This is a genomic window from uncultured Porphyromonas sp. (genome assembly GCF_905372525.1).
Taxonomy (GTDB): domain Bacteria; phylum Bacteroidota; class Bacteroidia; order Bacteroidales; family Porphyromonadaceae; genus Porphyromonas.
Window position 1 is genome coordinate 1 of the sequence record NZ_CAJPPN010000010.1, and the last position, 17283, is coordinate 17283.

Genomic DNA, 17283 nt, shown 5'->3' on the forward strand with positions numbered 1-17283 from the left:
GATAGAGGAAGGCCTGCGGGAGAGAAGAGGGGGACTCGTGGTGTAGGCGAGGGGGATTGACGTCGGAGATGGAGGAAGACCTGCGGGAGAGAAGAGGGGGAACTTGCGGTGTAGGCGAGGGCGGCTGACGGTGGGGATGGCGAGGGGGCTGAGAGAGGTTTGGACGGGGAGGAGTCTCTCTAGGACGGCCAGAGAGGGGGAGAGGCGTACCGTGGAGGCTAGGCTATTCGTACCTTTGTGGGCTGTTATATAGATACCCCATAGATACGTATGGATAGATTAGTCACCCCAGCCTTTGCTACCGAGGAGCTCCGAGAGCTCCTGCAGACCCCCCTCCCCGTCCAGGAGGGGAGCACCCCGATACGACACATCCTGACCGATAGCCGTTCGCTCCTTAGCCCCCATGATACCCTCTTCATAGCCATCCCCACCGACTCGGGGGACGGGCATCGCTACCTCCAGCAACTCTATGCCCGGGGGGTACGTAGCTTCGTCGTGGAGCATCTGCCCGAGCAGGTGACCCGAGGGGAGTGGCCGGGCAACTGGTATGTCGTCCCCTCCTCGGTAGGTGCGCTGCAGCGCATCGCCTCGGCACATCGAGCCCGCTTCCCCCAGCTGGTGAGCATCGGTATCACGGGGAGCAATGGGAAGACGATCGTCAAGGAACTCCTCTATCAGCTCCTCGAGCCGACCCGGGCGGTCATGCGCTCCCCCCGTAGCTACAATTCGCAGATCGGTGTCCCCCTCTCCGTCCTAGGCATCGAGGCCACGGACGAGCTGGCGATCCTAGAGGCGGGTATCTCCCAGCCCCATGAGATGGCGGCACTGCGGGAGGTCATCCAGCCGAGTATAGGCCTATTCACCTGCCTCGGGGGAGCACATCAGGAGAACTTCCCCTCGCTCGAGGCGAAGCTCCGGGAGAAGCTCCTCCTCTTCACCGACTGTCATACCATCGTCTACGGGGCGGATGATCCTCTGGTGGCACGGCTCATGCGGGAGACTTGTCCTCGAGGAGAGCACCTCACCTGGAGCCGAAGAGACCCTGCTGCGACACTCTATGTCGTGCAGGAGGAGACACGGGGAGACGAGACGAACCTCCAGCTGCGAGCCCTAGGGAAGGACTATCAGCTGACCCTCCCCTTCGCCGATGCAGGCTATGTGGAGGACTGCTTGGTCGCCCTCACACTCCTCAGTCGGCTAGCCCCTGAGCTCCTCGGCCAGCCCGAGCCGTGGGCGCACCTACACCCCGTGGCCATGCGCCTGGAGGTCAAGGATGGCCTAGCGGGGAACACCCTCATCAACGACTCCTACAGCTGTGACCTACGCTCCCTCTCCATCGCACTGGACTTCCTCCGTCGGCGGGCGACGGCTACTGGAGAGCGTCCCGTCCTCCTACTCTCCGACATCGAGGGGAGTGGCCTCGACGACCGAGCTCTCTATAGCGAGGTGGCGAGCCTGATCCGTAGCTATGGGGTAGCAGAGCTCCTAGCCGTAGGGGAGCACATCTCGTCCCAGCTCGGGGTGCTCGAGGGGGTACGGGTGATGACCTTCCCCACGACCGAGGCTCTGCTGAGCTCCCGAGTGCTGTCTCAGATCCAGGGGAGCTGTCTGCTGATCAAGGGGGCTCGGCGCTTTGCCTTCGAAGAGGTCTACCGCCGACTCTCCATCCAGGAGCACCAGACGGTACTAGACATCGACCTGCAGGCCGTCGTGCACAACCTCAACCATTACCGCTCCCTCCTGCCCCCCGAGCACCCGATCATCTGTATGATCAAGGCCGATGGGTACGGCACGGGCGCCTTTGAGCTAGCTCGTACGCTACAGGAGCATCGGGTGGAGTACCTCGCAGTGGCGGTGGCGGACGAGGGGAAGGAGCTACGGGACAAGGGGATCCGTACCCACCTCGTGATCATGAACCCCGAGCTACGCAGTGCAGAGACGCTCTTCTCCCATAGACTAGAGCCCGAGGTCTACAGCTTCCAGCTCCTAGAGGGGCTTCGGGCGAAGGCTCGGGCTCTGGGGGTACGGGACTTCCCGATCCACATCAAGGTGGATAGCGGGATGCATCGCTTGGGCTTTGACTATGCGGATATGGAGCGTCTCGGTAGGGAGCTCTCTGCGTGCAGTGAGCTACGGGTGAGCACGGTCTTTAGTCATCTAGCGACAGCGGACGAAGAGTCTGGGGCGGACTATGTCCACCACCAGTATGAGCTCTTCGCCCAGTGCTGCGAAGCCCTCGAGCGCACCCTCGGCTATCGCCCTCGTCGGCATCTGCTCAATACGGCAGGGATCGAGCGCTACCCTCAGTATGCTCTGGACATGGCTCGTCTCGGGATCGGACTCTACGGCTTCAGCCCCACGGGGCGGGGAGGGGTCGAGCCTATCGCCCGCTTCTCCACGGTGATCCTGCAGGTGAAGGAGCTGAGGGCAGGCGAATATATCGGCTATGGCTGTCGGGGACACCTCTCTCGAGACTCTCGTATCGCAGTGCTGCCTGTGGGGTATGCCGATGGCTTCAGCCGACGGCTGAGCCGAGGAGCGTATGCGGTGATGATCCGTGGACACCTCTGCCCGACAGTCGGCAACGTGTGTATGGATGCCTGTATGGTCGATGTGACGGACGTCCCCGGGGTGCTGGTGGGGGATGAAGCGATCCTCTTCGGCTGTGCAGCGCTCCCGCTCGAGCACATGGCCGAGGTCTGTGACACCATCCCCTACGAGATCCTCACGGGGATCTCCTCCCGGGTACAGCGCCGCTACTGGCGTGAGTAATGGAGGTGGACAGCCCCCGCCCTCTAGGGAGTAGATAGAGGCTCTCGTTGTGAGGGCATAGGACAAAGGGGGGGAGGCCACGAGCTCGTGGCCTCCCTCCCCCTTTGTCCTACGGACCTATCTAGGCTGTGGCTATTGGGTTCTCCATAAAGACCGATCCCCTGCACTGTAGAGGACTACAGCACAGGGGATCATCATCTGGAAACAAACGCTAATCAACGGTACGATTAGTAGCCAGGGTTCTGCTGCTTCGCTAGGTCAGAGCCTAGGTCAATCTCATAGAGAGGGATAGGGAGTAGGGTACGGAAGTAGGTGTGGTCAAAGGAGCGACTCTCCTGCACCAGTGGGCCATGCCAGCCTGCGACCCCTCCGTAGAAGCGCTCACAGCGTAGACCGTTGCGCATCAGGTCAAAGAAGCGGTGCCCCTCACCGACGAGCTCCTTGGCACGCTCATCGAGGATACGCTCTAGCGTGAGGTCTGCATCCACGACGCTCTTGGCGGGGTTAGCACGCTTGACGATCGCATTGAGGTACTTCAGTGCCGTGGTGCGATCCCCGAGCTTGAAGGCCGCCTCGGCAGCGTTGAGGTAGACCTCTGCCAGACGGATCACGGGGACGTCGTTGGTACGCATATCCTTGTAGGCTGCCTTACCGGGGTACTTCCCGATGAAGACCTTGAACTCGGGCTTCAGTCCAGGGGTGTTGCTCGCAGAGGCCTCCGCATTGGTGCCCTTGCTGGCGACGAGGACGTTCCAGCGGATATCATCGGGGTCCTGAAGCATCTCGTCGTAGAACTTCTTGGTGATATGGGCGTTGTAGTAGCCATTGACATTGTAGATGTAGGCAAGCCCCTCACGGTCGGCCCAGTCCTTGGAGTCAAAGTTCACGACAGAGAAGATCATCTCGGTGGAGGTGGATTCGCTCCAGATGGTCTTGTAGGCCTCGACGGTGGTGGGTAGGGAGTACTTGCCACTCTCGATGACCTCCTTGCTCAGGGCGAGTGCCTGGGTATTCCCCTCCGTACCATCCATGTAGAGGTAGACACGTCCGAGGAGTGCCTTTGCGGCATTCTTGCTGATGTACCCGTAGCTGGTCTCAGGGAGCTCGGTGGTAGCGATGGCCGCCTTGAGGTCGGCGATGATCTGCTGGTAGACCACCTTGAGGGAGGCTCGGCTAGGGAGGTACTTATTCTCTGGCACCGTGGTAATCAGGGGGACACCGAGGGCAGAGCCATCGTTGGAGAACTTGTAGGGGGTAGCGTACTGGCGGCAGAGGTCGAAGTGGGCGAGAGCCCTAATAGCCAGCGCCTGTGCCTGTGCGCTGCGGATCTTGGCCATCTGGTCTGCCGATAGCCCTTGGCTACTGAGCTTGGTACACATCTCCAGCAGGCGATTGGCCGTACGGATGACACTATAGGCCTTGAACCATATACCCGGGGCATCGTCCTTGGTGTACTTCATATTGTAGTAGGCCTGCACACGGGAGCCTGAGGAGAGAGCCTGCATGTCGTCGCCCATGACATCGCCTGCGGTGATGAAGCGTCCAGCATAGTAGACATTTTCCCCACTATAGTTGTTCCCCTGTAGCTCATCGTATACCCCACGTAGGGCAGGCCCTAGGAGGCTGTACTCGTTGGATACCTTGTCGGAGGGGAAGGAGTTGGAGGGCTCAGTGTCTAGGAAGCCGTTGCACGCTGGTAGCGTGATGATGATCCCAGCGCCGAGCAGTAGGCTATATATCTTCTTGTTCATAATGCATAATCATAGATGAAGTTCGACATGAGAGGACTAGAGCCCGATCTGTACCCCGAAGGTGATGGTCCGTAGAGCCGGAGTCTGGTAGGCGACGAAGCCTATGCTCTCGGGGTCTACGACGACGCGCTTATCCTTCCAGGTGAGGAGGTTGGTACCGGAGGCGTAGGCACGCAGGGTGCTGACCCCGAGCTTGCTGGTCCACTTCTTCGGTACGGTGATCCCGAGGGTGAGATTCTTCAGACGTAGGTGGTCGGAGGGGAGGAGGAAGCGGGTAGAGGCGATGTACTCGTTGGTGGGGTTGAAGGCTGGGATCTCGGAGCGATCTCCTGGCTTCTTCCACATCTTGTTGAGGTCGTACATCTTGGGGACGGCGAGGTTCAGTACCTCCTTGTTCCCGTCCTTGTGTAGCGCTAAGGCATTGTCGTAGAGGTGCCCACCGAGGGAGTAGCTGAAGTTGAAGCTCAGGTCGATGATCCCCCAGTTGATCGTGTTCATGATCCCCCCAGAGACGACGGGGTCAAAGGGCTTGTTGTCGATACGTCTCATCTCTACCTCATTGGTGTTGGTCGTGATGGTGCGGTCGAGCTCGCCCTTGTTGTTGAGCTTGTTCTTGTAGTAGCTTGCCTTCCCGGTCTGTGGGTCTACCCCTGCGTACTCAGCGAGGTAGTAGGTGTTGTAGGGGTGCCCTACTTCACGTACCCAGTTGTCAGAGACCTCACGGGTCTGCACACCATCGTAGCGTAGGAGCTCATTCTTGTTGTGACCGATGGAGAGGGTGGTGTTCCAGGAGAAGTTCTCGAGGGAGAGGTTGTTGGAGCGGATCTCGATCTCGAAGCCCGTATTGCGCATACTCCCTAGGTTCTGTAGCTCGCTTGTGAAACCCGTGGTGCCCGAGATGGACTTAGGCAGGAGGAGGTCAGTCGTCTTACGAGTGTAGAAGTCGATCGTGAAGCTCAGACGATGTAGCAGACGGAAGTCCAGCCCGATATTCAGCGACTTGTTCTTCTCCCAGGAGAGGTTAGGGGAGCCTAGGCTAGTCTCCTTGAGCCCCGTGCCGCCGTTATAGTTGTACCCGAAGCCGTAGGTGGAGAGATGGTCATAGAGCCCCGTGGGGAGGGTCCCGTTAGCCCCATAGGAGAGGCGTAGACGTGCGTCGGAGAGGGTTGGCTCTAGGGGCTTCATGAAGTCCTCCTTGCCGATGTTCCATGAGCCAGAGAGAGACCAGAAGAGCCCCCAGCGCTTGGCGGGTGCTAGACGGGAGGAGCCGTCCCAGCGTGCAGAGGCTCCGAGGATGTAGCGTCCGTCGTAGTCGTAGTCACCCTTGAGGAGGAAGGAGAGCATCCGAGCGGACTTCACCGAGGAGCTCCCGCTCTGTACCCCGGAGTTCTCGACCTCGTACTTGAGGTGGGAGGGATAGTCGATCCCATAGGTGTAGACCTCGGTGTAGTCGTAGCGTTCGGACTCGAAGCTGGCGACGCCCGAGAGGTTGTGCTTCTCTAGGAGCTTCTGGGCAAAGAGCTGCGACTGGGTGGTCAGGGTACCCTTCTCGCCGTTGAGGCGCTGGTAGACCCCATTGGCTGCCTTACCGTCTCCTTGGCGAGGGTCCCACCAGACGGACTCTTCGGTATTGAGGTAGTCGTAGCTGACGATCTGCTTGGCCTTGAGCCAGGGGAGGATGGTGAGGGTAGCCTCGAGGGTGGGGTTGGCACGGGTCATCTTCGTCCTCGTGAAGTTCACTCGGTTAGCGAAGAGAGGGTTTAGCCCGTTATTCCCAGGGAAGTAATCGCTGTAGGAGCCGTCGGGCTTGTAGGGGACGGCGGAGGGCGAGAGGGTCGTCGAGACACCATATAAGGGGTTAGCGAAGGCACTACCCTCACTATTCTTATCCTGGCTCGTCTTGGCGAAGAGCATACGCGCCTTGAGCTCGAGCCGGCGGTCGGTATGGGCGACGTTGAAGGCGCCGGTGAGGCGGTTGAAGGCAGAGGATAGAGCGACCCCCTTCTGGTCGGAGTAGGAGAGGGAGGTGTAGAAGCGGGTCTGCTCGCCCCCGCCCATAGCGCTGAACTCATAGTTCTGTGCGCCCCCTCTGCGTAGGAGGAGCTTACGCCAGTCGGTGTAGTGTCCCGTCCAGGGCACCTTGGTCGCGTTCTCGGTGGCTAGTCGTACCTGCTCCTCGACGAGGTCGGGAGTGGGGTAGAGGAGCTGACCCGTATTGGTGTTGGTCAGCGTGGAGTAGTAGTTGCGGTAGCCCGACTCGATGACGGCTCTACGAGCCTCCCCGCTGAGGGTGGGACGGTAGTCAATGGCGATGTCGGAGAAGCCCCAGTCGGACTTAAAGTTGTAGTGGGTCGATCCCGAGCGTCCGGACTTCGTCGTGATGACGATCACACCGTTAGCGGCACGAGAGCCGTAGAGGGCTGCAGCCCCAGCGTCCTTGATGACGGTGATGTTCTCGATGTCACTCGTGTTCAGCGTGGAGAGCGGGTTCACCCCCCCTGCGCCTCCATAGCCAAAGGAGGTGGCGTCGTCCATATTGACGGGGACCCCGTCGATGACGTATAGGGGGCTATTGCTAGCGTTGATAGAGCCGAGCCCACGGATACGTACCTGGGCGAAGCTCCCTGGCTGCCCCGAGACGGAGCCCACGTTGACCCCAGCGATGGCGCCCGTGAGCTTGTCCTCGAGGGAGATACTAGGGACGTCCTTGAGGCTCTTGGTGGAGACGGTCGTGGCCGAGCCCGTGAAGGCTGACTTGCGGGTAGCGCCGTAGCCGGTGACGACGACGGCCTCCGTCATACGCTCTTCGCTCTTGAGGATGATGTTCATTGGGGTCGCTGAGATGGCGACCTTCTGGGTCGTGTAGCCGATACAGCTAATCGTCAGGGTGCGTGCGTCGGCGGGGACCTTGAAGGAGAAGTGTCCGTTGGTGTCCGTCACTGCCCCAGTGCCGGGGAAGTCCGTACAGACGACACTTGCTGCGACGACAGGCTCCTTGTCGATGGAGGAGAGGACAGTCCCCGAGACGGTGATCTGCCTCTTCTGCGCCCAGGCTACTCCGAGGGTAAGGAAGAGGAGTAGCAGAGATAGTACGCTTTTTCTCATGTGTTCTAGTTGTTAGTGTTTCTATATACTGGTCTTGTTGTCCTTATATTCCCATTGCCGTTGTTTTAGTGTTCCTCTCCCCGTTCCTACGCCCCGAGGGATGCTGTGTCCGTGGCATGCTATAGGAGCCACGGTGGATACACAGAGTCTGCCATCCTCGGTATAAGCGAGTTTTTTACTTGTTCCTCAAGGCAAATGTAGAGACTTTCCCCCCGAAAAGCAAGGCTCGAGGATAATAAAAATACTAATGAAGGATTATTAAATTTGTTAGGAAGTGAAGACCTTGTTATGTAGTCTCTTATCCCTCTCTCTCGCCCTTGTTTTCGGGGGGATAAGCCCCCTCTTCACCCTACCCTCGAGGGAGAGGAAGGGGTGGGTGTATGAGCCCAGGTATCCCCTATGAGCACCTTCCGTCCCCCCACCGATTGCTGGGGAGATGAGAGGCTCTAGGGAGAGTGATGATGAGTGGAGCGGGAAGTGTGTATAGGTGTTAAACCTCTTGTCTCAGTTGCTTGCCAAGGGGGTATCTTGTATTTTTGTAATAGCAGACCCTGAGGGGTGTAGGTATTCCCCCTGTCTGCTGGAGGGAGTGACGCTCCCTACCCTAACATGTCTTAACAAGAGTATGGTCAAGGATCTACATTTAGAGAATATACGTCGGGAGTATTCCTCCCTGAGCCTCGGGCGTAAGGATCTGCCCGACGACCCCTTTGTGCTGGTAGAGCGCTGGCTCCAGCAAGCCATAGAGACCCAGGTCAATGAGCCTACGGCCATGATCGTCGCTACCTCGACCCCGGACGGCTATCCCAGCGTCCGCACCGTCCTGCTCAAGGAGGTGCTGGACGAGCAGTTCGTCTTCTACAGCAACTATGAGAGTCGCAAGGGGCAGCAGATAGCCTCTAATCCTCATGTTGCCCTCACCTTCCTGTGGCACGAGCTAGAGCGCCAGATACATGTGGAGGGGGATATCCATCGTCTCAGCCCCGAGGAGAGTGATGCGTACTTCGCCATGCGCCCCTACAAGAGTAGGGTAGGGGCAAGGATCTCCCCACAGAGCCAGCCGATACCCTCACGGGAATATATCATGATGCGCTTCGCCTCGGAGAGTCTCCGCTTCGTGGGGCGGGAGGTACCTCGTCCCGAGTACTGGGGGGGCTTCGCCGTCGTCCCTCGGCGCATAGAGTTCTGGCAGGGGCGTGATAGCCGTCTGCACGATCGCTTCCTCTACGAGCGTCAGGGGGATGGTAGCTGGCAGATCCATCGGCTCGCTCCCTAGTCCCAGCAGACGAATACATAGTGTACACCTCCCCCACCACGCCTGATCCCAATGAGTACTACATGCGTCCTGCAGACGAGTATATAGTGTATGCCTCCCCCACCTAACTATATCGAGGCCTTCGTGGACTACCTGAGGGCCGAGGTCAATGCCTCGCCGATGACCATCCATGCCTATTCGGTGGATCTACGGGCCTTCGTCGCCTATACCGAGGAGCGGCTAGGGGAGCCCTTTACCCCCACGGAGCACGATCTCGACCTCGTACGCCACTGGCTGTCCCATAGGCTGGATACGGGCTCCAAGGCCTCCTCGGTAGGCAAGTACCTCTCCTCGCTCAAGAGCTACTATCGCTACCTACTGCGTGCCGGTGTCCTCCGAGTCAATCCCATCCAGTCCTTGCGTCCCCCCAAGGCAGACAAACCCCTACCCGTATACGTCCCTACCGAGGAACTCAATAGGCTCATCGACACCCCCGAGCAGGCACAGGACTGGCTGGGGATACGTGATCAGCTGCTGCTGACCCTCCTCTATGAATGTGGGCTGAGACGCTCCGAGCTCGCAGGCCTCCTAGATAGGGATGTGGATACTCGCCTTCGCCAGCTCAAGGTGCTGGGTAAGGGTCGCAAGGAGCGTATTATCCCCTTTGGGGCAGGCCTGGCACAGGCGATAGACCGCTGGCGGGAAGTGCGAGCGGACAAGTTCGGCTCGACGGAGACCCTTCTAGTCTCCACCCGGGGGAGGGCGATGAGCCCCGAGGCGGTCTATGGGGTCGTCCATCAGGCACTCGCCTCTGTGCCACACCTCTCCCGTCGGGGGGCGCATGCTCTACGTCACTCCTTCGCCACGGATATGCTCAATTCTGGGGGAGACCTCATGCTCCTGCGTGAACTCCTCGGGCATAGCTCTGTCTCCACGACGGTACGCTATACCCATACCTCCTTTGAGCAACTCAAGCAGGTCTACCAGGCACACCCCCGCGCACAGCACACCACCCCCGAAGATCAGGACTAGGGGTGCTGACCCGCATGTAGGGAGGAATGCTGTAGATCCTCCTACTACCTATTACTTAGGATTTCTAGCCGATGAGCTTCTCTCTGGTAGGCTCAGCTCGGGTAGTTCTCTCCCCAACACTTCGCGTAGCTTCTCGATAGAGGGCTCATTGAAGTAGGAGAGTTTATGAATGGTATTTACTCACAGAGCCTGCCTCCAGTACGAGGGTGCTTACCTTGTCCCACTGTGCAATGATGGGTGCCCAATAGCCAGGGATACGCTGAGGCTCTTGGAGGATCGGGCGCTGACGTATAGCCAGCCAAAGAGACTATGAAAGGATATGCTATGGGGTACGTATGAGTAGAGAGGTCATAGGTGGTAGCGAGAAGAGCCTGATGTACCCCCAGCTAAAGCAAGATACACAACACACTGGGAGACCCTAGGGTGGAGGGGCGATACAGACCCGCCTGAGGTCATACCGAGAGGAGGGGAGCGTACACACGTGTACACTAAGATATACACGCGTGTATACAATGGTGTACACGCGTGTATACTCTACCCCCGTCCTTTGTCGTCTTCTCCCCTTCTTTTCTGAGGGGTATGTGCCGATCCCGTGGTGGTCTCACCCCAGAGTACTTACACTGTGTGCTCTGGGGTGCTTACACTGTGTGCTCTGGGGGGATGGCGACTAGGTGGCGAATGGATAGCGGAGGACACCTGCGGGGCGATGCGCAGGGTTGGGGTGCTTATGCTTATCTTTGTCCGTATTATATATAATGTAAGGAGGACTTATTTGAGGAATAAATACATGAAGCTGAACATGAACTTCCGCCCTATGCTCCTGGATAGGCTCAAGGGCTACACGACGCAGATGCTCACCCGAGACCTAATGGCTGGGCTGATCGTGGGTATTGTCGCCCTGCCTATGGCTATTGCCTTCGCTATCGCTAGCGGAGTGTCGCCCGAGGTCGGGCTGGTCACAGCTGTCATCGGGGGCTTCATCGTCGCTGCCCTCGGGGGGAGCTCGGTACAGATAGGTGGGCCGACGGGAGCCTTCATCATCATTGTCCTCGGGATCATCGGGGAGTATGGGATGAGTGGCTTGCTACTGGCGACGCTTATGGCGGGGATCCTTCTGGTGCTGATGGGTGCCTTGGGCTTAGGCTCTCTGATCAAGTTTATTCCCTATCCTATTATCTTGGGCTTCACGGCAGGGATCGCCGTGACGATCTTCACCACGCAGGTCAATGACCTCTTTGGGCTGGGGATGACCTCGCTCCCCAAGGAGTTTGTGCCCAAGTGGGGCGTGCTCCTCTCCTCGCTCGGAGAGACCCATTGGTTGACTCTAGCCGTGGGGATCGGGAGCATCGTGATCATCCAGCTCACCCCTCGTGTGACGAAGGTGATCCCAGGGTCACTGGTAGCGATCGTGGTGATGACCCTCGTAGGCTATGCTCTGAAGACTTGGGGTGGGGTCACCGACCTCGTCACCATCGGAGACCGCTATCAGATCTCGACCGCTCTACCTACCCCCGTAGCCCCCGAGCTGAGCTGGCAGGCTATCGGGGCACTGATCTCACCGGCCTTCACGATAGCCCTCCTAGGGGCTATTGAGTCCCTCCTCTCGGCGAGTGTGGCCGATGGGGTGATCGGGGAGCGACACCGCTCCAATACCGAGCTAATCGCTCAGGGGGTCGCCAATATCATCGTCCCCTTCGTGGGCGGTATCCCCGTGACGGGTGCGATAGCTCGTACCATGACCAATATCAACAATGGGGGGCGCACCCCCGTCGCCGGTATGGTACATGCTATCGTCCTGCTACTGATCTTCCTCTTCCTCATGCCCCTGACGGCCTATATCCCGATGGCTTGTCTGGCGGGTGTGCTGGTGGTGATCTCCTACAACATGAGTGGATGGCGGTCGGTACGCGCCTCGCTACGTGGCCCGCGCAGTGATGTGGCGGTGCTGGCGACGACCTTCCTGCTGACGGTGCTCTTTGACCTGACGATCGCTATAGAACTAGGGCTACTGCTCTCTATGTTCCTCTTCATGCGCCGTATGGTGGAGTCTACGAAGATCCTCGTCTCCCGCAAGGAGCTCGCCCTACATGCCCACGGCGATGACGGGCACCATGGGACGCAGGAGGTACTCACCCTACCCGATGGGGTCGAGGTCTATGAGATCGATGGGCCTTTCTTCTTCGGTATTGCGAACCGCTTCGAGGAACTAGTTATTGCCACCCGAGATCGCCCGAAGGTACGTATCCTGCGTATGCGCTTCGTGCCCTTTATGGACTCGACAGCCGTGCGCAACCTACATATCCTCGTGGAGACCTCCCGCACGCAGGGGGTACAGCTCGTCCTCTCGGGGGTCAATCCTCGGGTACGTGCCACACTCGAGGCCACCGAGATCGCAGATCTCATCGGAGAGCGTTATATTTGCTCTGATATTCACCAGGCACTAGGGGCCGCACAGTCATATATTAGCGAAGACAAAGAGAATGAAGATAGGTAAGATCGATCTAGGGCATGAGCCCCTACTCTTAGCCCCGATGGAGGATGTGACGGACGTCGCCTTTCGCCTCCTCTGCAAGCAGTTCGGAGCCGATCTTGTCTATACGGAGTTCCTAAGTGCCGATGCTCTGATCCGTCAGGTAGCGGGGACGACACGTAAGCTAGCTATCGACCCAGAGGAGCGTCCTGTAGCGATCCAGATCTACGGGCGTGAGGTAGAGCCGATGGTAGAGGCTGCACGTATCGCAGAGGCTGCTGGACCCGAACTGCTGGACCTGAACTTCGGCTGTCCCGTCAAGCGGGTCGCAGGTAAGGGGGCAGGCAGTGGAATGCTTCGCTGTCCCGATCAGATGCTACGTATCGTCAAGGAGGTCGTCCGGGCTGTGAACATCCCCGTGACTGTCAAGACCCGCCTAGGCTGGGATAACGAGAGCAAGATCATCGTCGAGCTCGCTGAGGCACTGCAGGACTGTGGAATCCAGGCCCTCACGATCCATGGACGGACACGTGCCCAGATGTACACCGGTCAGGCTGACTGGAGCCTCATCGGAGCTGTGAAGGCTAACCCTCGGATGCATATCCCTATTATCGGTAATGGAGATATCACCACGGGCGAGGAGGCTCGCCGAGCCTTCGACACTTATGGCGTTGATGCCGTGATGGTCGGACGTGCCACGATCGGCCAGCCCTGGATCTTCGAGCAGATGAAGTACTTCCTTCAGGCTGGTCAGGAGCTCCCCCTGAGAACCAAAGCGTTCTATGTGGACATCCTGCGTCAGCTCGTGGATAACAATATCCACAAGCTCGATGAGCGTCGGGGTATCCTCCATAGTCGCCGTCATATAGCAGCGAGCCCGATCTTCAAGGGCATCGACAACTTCCGCCCCGTGCGCATCGCTATGCTCCAGGCGACGACACGAGAGACCCTCTTCCACGAGATCGCACGAGCCGAGGAGCTACTCCTCAACACGGGGACACACTGGAGCTAACACATCGCATATACAGACATCTTATATAGATACTATTCATAGTACATGAAGACGAATCTCTATCTAACGCCTCTCCTACTCTCGCTAGCCCTCTTCTGCGGGTGCAGTCGTTCGGGGCAGCAGCACTTCTCCGTCTCGGGGACGATCACAGACGCCTCGGGCAAGGTACTCTACCTAGAGACCACGAGTTCCGATGAGGCACAGCCCCTAGACTCAGTCATCCTAGGACAGGATGGGCGCTTCTCCTTCGAGGGAGAGGGACATGCCTACCCGATGTTCTACCGCCTAAGGCTGGGTGAGGAGTCCATCCCCTTCGCCGCTGATTCGCTGACACAGCTTAGCTTGACGGCTTCGGGCGATAGCCTCTTTGCCTCTTACCGCCTGACCAAGGCAGAGGCCTACAACGAACAGATACGAGAGATCAGTCACCTACGCTGGCAGACGGATCGTGCGATCGAGGCCTTCATCGCTTCGCTCCCCACACTTAAGATTACGCAGGAGGGGATAGAGCAGCATATCGATTCGCTGAGTGGAGGACTCAAGGAGGTGCTGAAGAGTCGCTATATCTACGCAGACCCCAAGAGCCCAGCTGCCTACTTTGCCCTCCTGCAGACCTATCGTGGGGGTGCCTACTTCTCCGTAGAGACACCTGCTGATGCCAAGGCCTATGCCGCTGTGGCTACAGCCTACGACACCTTCTACCCCACAGCTCCCTACACGGCTCTGCTTAAGGAAGCCGCACTCACGGCTCTAGCCAACCAAAGAGCTCACTACCGAGCTCTGCACCCCGACACTACGCAGAGAGCTAAGCCTAATGTCTTAGACTATCCAGAGCTCAAGCTACGGGACAAGGCTGGTCAGGAGGTCTCCCTCACCGAGGTGGCATCCCGAGGACCTGTCCTCCTGAGCTTCACCTCCTACGCTCAGGAGTGGTCTCCCGAGCTCGTTACCCAGCTACGAGCCCTGCACGAGAGCCATCCTGAGATCACGATCTATGAGGTGTCCCTCGATCGTGACGCCTACTTCTGGAAGAATGCTACACGCACCCTACCCTGGATCAGTGTGCATGACCCCTCGGGGAGAAGCCTCTCGACCTACAATGTCCAGCAGCTCCCCACCTTCTTCTCCATACGAGGAAGTGAGCTCAAGCGCTTGTCTTCCCCCCAGGAGATGATCAAGTAATGACCATCCTATGACTAGACGCTTAGGCTCCTCCCACAGGCCGACCAGTAGCTACCGCACCTCAGCATCCTCTAGGCGGAGGGGACATCGACGAGGATGGGGAATAGGGCGTGTCGCCCTCGTACTCCTCCTCATTCTCCTCCTTGCCCTCACCGCAGGCGGAGTGTACCTCTACAATACCCCTGCAGGCCGAGGATCAGAGGAGACGACCTACCTACTCATAGCCCCAGGCTCGGGATACAGCCAGCTGGAGAAGCAGATCCAGAGCAAGATCTGGCTTCGCTTCCCAGCCCTCTTCCGCTACTACGCCCAGTGGAGAGGATTGACGACGGCGCCCCTGCGCTCGGGGCGCTATGCTATCCCCCGTGGTGCTACTATGCCCGAGCTTGTGGACATCCTCCAGCAAGGGAAGCAGGCACCACTCATCATCACCCCTACGGCACTGAGGACGGAGGCTGAGATCATCGACTTCCTCTCCTCCCACCTTTGGCTACGGGCAGATAGCCTTCGTGCGCTGATGCATAGCCCGAGGATGCAGCAGCGGTATGGTGTCGATGCCGAGGCCTTCCGCGCCGAGATCCTTCGTCAGCCCCTTACGGTCTACTGGGATACCTCAGCTGAGGCCTTGCTGGATAGTATCCATAGCGGGTACTTATCTTTCTGGAGTGGAGCACGCAGCACACAAGCAGCATCGCTTGGTCTTAGTCCACTGCAGGTGACGACGCTGGCCTCGATCGTGGAGAGTGAGTCCGCCAAATCCGATGAGTATCGGCGTATAGCAGGGCTGTACCTCAATCGCCTTCGCCAAGGTATCCGCCTGCAGTCCGACCCGACGGTGAAGTTTGCCCTCGGGGACTTCTCGCTGCGTCGTATCCGTGGTGAGCACCTCACTGTCTCCTCTCCCTATAACACCTATCAGGTCGTAGGCCTCCCTCCCGCACCCATCGTCCTCCCTCGCACCTCTACGATCGATAGTGTGCTCTCTGCCGAGCAGCACGACTATATCTATATGTGTGCACGTGAGGACTTCTCGGGCTACCATAGCTTTGCCTCCGACTATGCCACCCACCTAGCCAACGCTCGGCGTTATCAGCAGGAGCTCAATAGGCGTGGGATCAACTAACCCAAGACGATGATTGAACACAAGGTTTGGACAGAACGCACACGTCTCCTGCTGGGAGACGAACGAGTGGAGGAGCTACGAGCCTGTCATGTGCTCCTAGTCGGTCTCGGTGGGGTCGGGGGAATGGCAGCAGAGATGCTCGTACGCGGAGGGATCGGTCGGATGACCATCGTCGACGCTGACATCATCCAACCCTCCAATATCAATCGTCAGATCGTAGCCACACAGAGTCATCTAGGAGAGGCAAAGGCCTTTGTCCTGGCTGAGCGACTGCGCGACATCAATCCCGAGCTAGAGCTGGAGGTCATACAGGAATTCCTACGTGACGATAGTATGGTGGAGCTCCTTGCCCGTCATCCCTATGACTTCGTCGTCGATGCGATCGACTCTCTTAGCCCCAAGGTGCACTTGATCTCCTTGGCTAGACAACAGGATCTGCCTATCGTCAGTTCGATGGGCGCAGGAGCTAAGAGTGACCCGAGCCTAATCCATCAGGCTGACCTCTCTCGTAGCTACAACTGCGCCCTAGCAAGAGCCCTGCGTAAGCGACTACGCAAGCTCGGCGTCACCCGTGGCGTCCCCGTCGTCTTCTCCTCGGAGCTCCCCGACGAGGAGGCGGTACTGGAGATCCAGGGCGAGCCCTGCAAGCGCTCTACCGCAGGTACTATATCCTATATGCCTGCCCTCTTCGGCTGCCAGCTAGCAGCCTATGTACTCCGTCATATCACAGCCCGATCACACGCAATACCCCAATCATGATCATACAAGCAACGAACATACACAAGAGCTTCGGTTCCCTAGAGGTGCTCAAGGGTATAGACCTCACCGTACAGCAGGGTGAGATCATCTCCATCGTAGGCGCAAGTGGAGCGGGCAAGACGACGCTCCTACAGATCCTCGGGACGCTAGAACAGGCCGACCCAGGTGCCTCTATCCAGGTGTTGGGCGAGGAGGTGACGGGACTCGGGGCACGACGTACCGCAGAGCTACGCAATCGTACTATGGGCTTCATCTTCCAGGCTCACCAGCTCCTGCCGGAGTTTACCGCTCTGGAGAACATCATGATCCCAGCGATGATCCTCGGGGAGCCGAAGGAGGCGGTACGGGAGAAGGCTCTCCAGCTCCTCGATCGTCTGGGACTCAGGGAGCGTGCCAGCCACAAGCCTTCTCAGCTCTCCGGGGGCGAGAGTCAGCGGGTAGCGGTCGCACGTGCGCTGATCAACGAGCCTGCGGTGATCTTCGCCGACGAACCCTCGGGAAGCCTAGATACGGCCAACAAGGAGAGCCTACATCAGCTCATCTTCGACCTACGTCGGGAGCTCGGGCAGACCTTTGTGATCGTCACGCATGACCCTGAGTTCGCTCGTCGTGCAGACCGTATGATCGTCCTCAAGGATGGTCGTATAGAGTCCATCGAGGACAACCCCAGTGGTGATGCCCCGAGCGTGGAGGCTACCTCTCACTCGCCCTATGCCCCCCCGATCACTTCGCCCTACGCTCCGCCCACGACGGCGGTGGAGGTGTCCTCTGAGGAGGCTCTATCTACACCGAGTACCCCCGAGACCCAGTCCAAGACCCCGA

Annotated in this window: 10 protein-coding genes and 1 pseudogene; 9 read left to right on the top strand and 2 right to left on the bottom strand. The window is 58.7% G+C overall.

Going from position 1 to position 17283, the window contains the following annotated elements:
• Nucleotides 1-270: 270 nt before the first annotated feature.
• Nucleotides 271-2772: a bifunctional UDP-N-acetylmuramoyl-tripeptide:D-alanyl-D-alanine ligase/alanine racemase gene (locus tag QZ170_RS03105; protein ID WP_297176928.1), complete on the top strand. Its 2502-nt coding sequence runs from the start codon at nt 271-273 to the stop codon at nt 2770-2772.
• Between the two features lie 227 nt (nt 2773-2999).
• Here QZ170_RS03105 and QZ170_RS03110 read toward each other — a convergent pair whose 3' ends face one another.
• Nucleotides 3000-4523: a RagB/SusD family nutrient uptake outer membrane protein gene (locus tag QZ170_RS03110; RefSeq protein WP_297176931.1), complete on the bottom strand. Its 1524-nt coding sequence runs from the start codon at nt 4521-4523 to the stop codon at nt 3000-3002.
• Nucleotides 4524-4559: 36 nt separating this feature from the next.
• Entirely contained in the window at nt 4560-7628 is a 3069-nt protein-coding gene (locus tag QZ170_RS03115) for a SusC/RagA family TonB-linked outer membrane protein (RefSeq protein WP_297176934.1), read from the bottom strand.
• A 625-nt stretch (nt 7629-8253) separates the two neighbouring features.
• On the opposite strand from QZ170_RS03115, the gene pdxH reads away from it, so the two are divergent.
• The 8 genes and pseudogenes from pdxH to QZ170_RS03155 all read left to right on the top strand — a co-directional run.
• The gene (pdxH, locus tag QZ170_RS03120) at nt 8254-8904 is read left to right on the top strand and encodes a pyridoxamine 5'-phosphate oxidase (protein ID WP_297176936.1); all 651 of its coding nucleotides are present in this window, start codon (nt 8254-8256) and stop codon (nt 8902-8904) included.
• Between the two features lie 90 nt (nt 8905-8994).
• Nucleotides 8995-9915, top strand: coding sequence for a tyrosine-type recombinase/integrase (locus QZ170_RS03125; RefSeq protein ID WP_297176939.1), 921 nt, complete (start codon nt 8995-8997; stop codon nt 9913-9915).
• Nucleotides 9916-10702: 787 nt separating this feature from the next.
• On the top strand, nt 10703-12409 hold the full coding sequence (locus tag QZ170_RS03130; RefSeq protein ID WP_297176941.1) for a SulP family inorganic anion transporter: 1707 nt from the start codon (nt 10703-10705) through the stop codon (nt 12407-12409).
• Nucleotides 12396-13397, top strand: a complete 1002-nt coding sequence (gene dusB, locus QZ170_RS03135; RefSeq protein ID WP_297176944.1) for a tRNA dihydrouridine synthase DusB — start codon at nt 12396-12398, stop codon at nt 13395-13397. The genes QZ170_RS03130 and dusB overlap by 14 nt, the downstream gene beginning before the upstream one ends.
• A 45-nt stretch (nt 13398-13442) precedes the next feature.
• Nucleotides 13443-14579: a DUF4369 domain-containing protein gene (locus tag QZ170_RS03140; protein WP_297176947.1), complete on the top strand. Its 1137-nt coding sequence runs from the start codon at nt 13443-13445 to the stop codon at nt 14577-14579.
• Nucleotides 14580-14589: 10 nt separating this feature from the next.
• Entirely contained in the window at nt 14590-15702 is a 1113-nt protein-coding gene (gene mltG, locus QZ170_RS03145) for an endolytic transglycosylase MltG (protein WP_297176950.1), read from the top strand.
• Nucleotides 15703-15711: 9 nt separating this feature from the next.
• A complete protein-coding gene (locus tag QZ170_RS03150) occupies nt 15712-16461 on the top strand; it encodes a tRNA threonylcarbamoyladenosine dehydratase (RefSeq protein WP_297176952.1) in 750 nt (249 codons plus the stop codon).
• A pseudogene (locus tag QZ170_RS03155) lies at nt 16458-17114 on the top strand (ABC transporter ATP-binding protein); the annotation flags it as partial. The gene QZ170_RS03150 and the pseudogene QZ170_RS03155, both read left to right, overlap by 4 nt.
• Nucleotides 17115-17283 lie beyond the last annotated feature (169 nt).

Bases quoted from the DNA above. Each gene is read 5' to 3' on its own strand.
- QZ170_RS03105 (WP_297176928.1), top strand. From the start codon at position 271: ATGGATAGATTAGTCACCCCAGCCTTTGCTACCGAGGAGCTCCGAGAG.
- QZ170_RS03110 (WP_297176931.1), bottom strand. From the start codon at position 4,523: ATGAACAAGAAGATATATAGCCTACTGCTCGGCGCTGGGATCATCATC.
- QZ170_RS03115 (WP_297176934.1), bottom strand. From the start codon at position 7,628: ATGAGAAAAAGCGTACTATCTCTGCTACTCCTCTTCCTTACCCTCGGA.
- pdxH (WP_297176936.1), top strand. From the start codon at position 8,254: ATGGTCAAGGATCTACATTTAGAGAATATACGTCGGGAGTATTCCTCC.
- QZ170_RS03125 (WP_297176939.1), top strand. From the start codon at position 8,995: ATGCCTCCCCCACCTAACTATATCGAGGCCTTCGTGGACTACCTGAGG.
- QZ170_RS03130 (WP_297176941.1), top strand. From the start codon at position 10,703: ATGAAGCTGAACATGAACTTCCGCCCTATGCTCCTGGATAGGCTCAAG.
- dusB (WP_297176944.1), top strand. From the start codon at position 12,396: ATGAAGATAGGTAAGATCGATCTAGGGCATGAGCCCCTACTCTTAGCC.
- QZ170_RS03140 (WP_297176947.1), top strand. From the start codon at position 13,443: ATGAAGACGAATCTCTATCTAACGCCTCTCCTACTCTCGCTAGCCCTC.
- mltG (WP_297176950.1), top strand. From the start codon at position 14,590: ATGACTAGACGCTTAGGCTCCTCCCACAGGCCGACCAGTAGCTACCGC.
- QZ170_RS03150 (WP_297176952.1), top strand. From the start codon at position 15,712: ATGATTGAACACAAGGTTTGGACAGAACGCACACGTCTCCTGCTGGGA.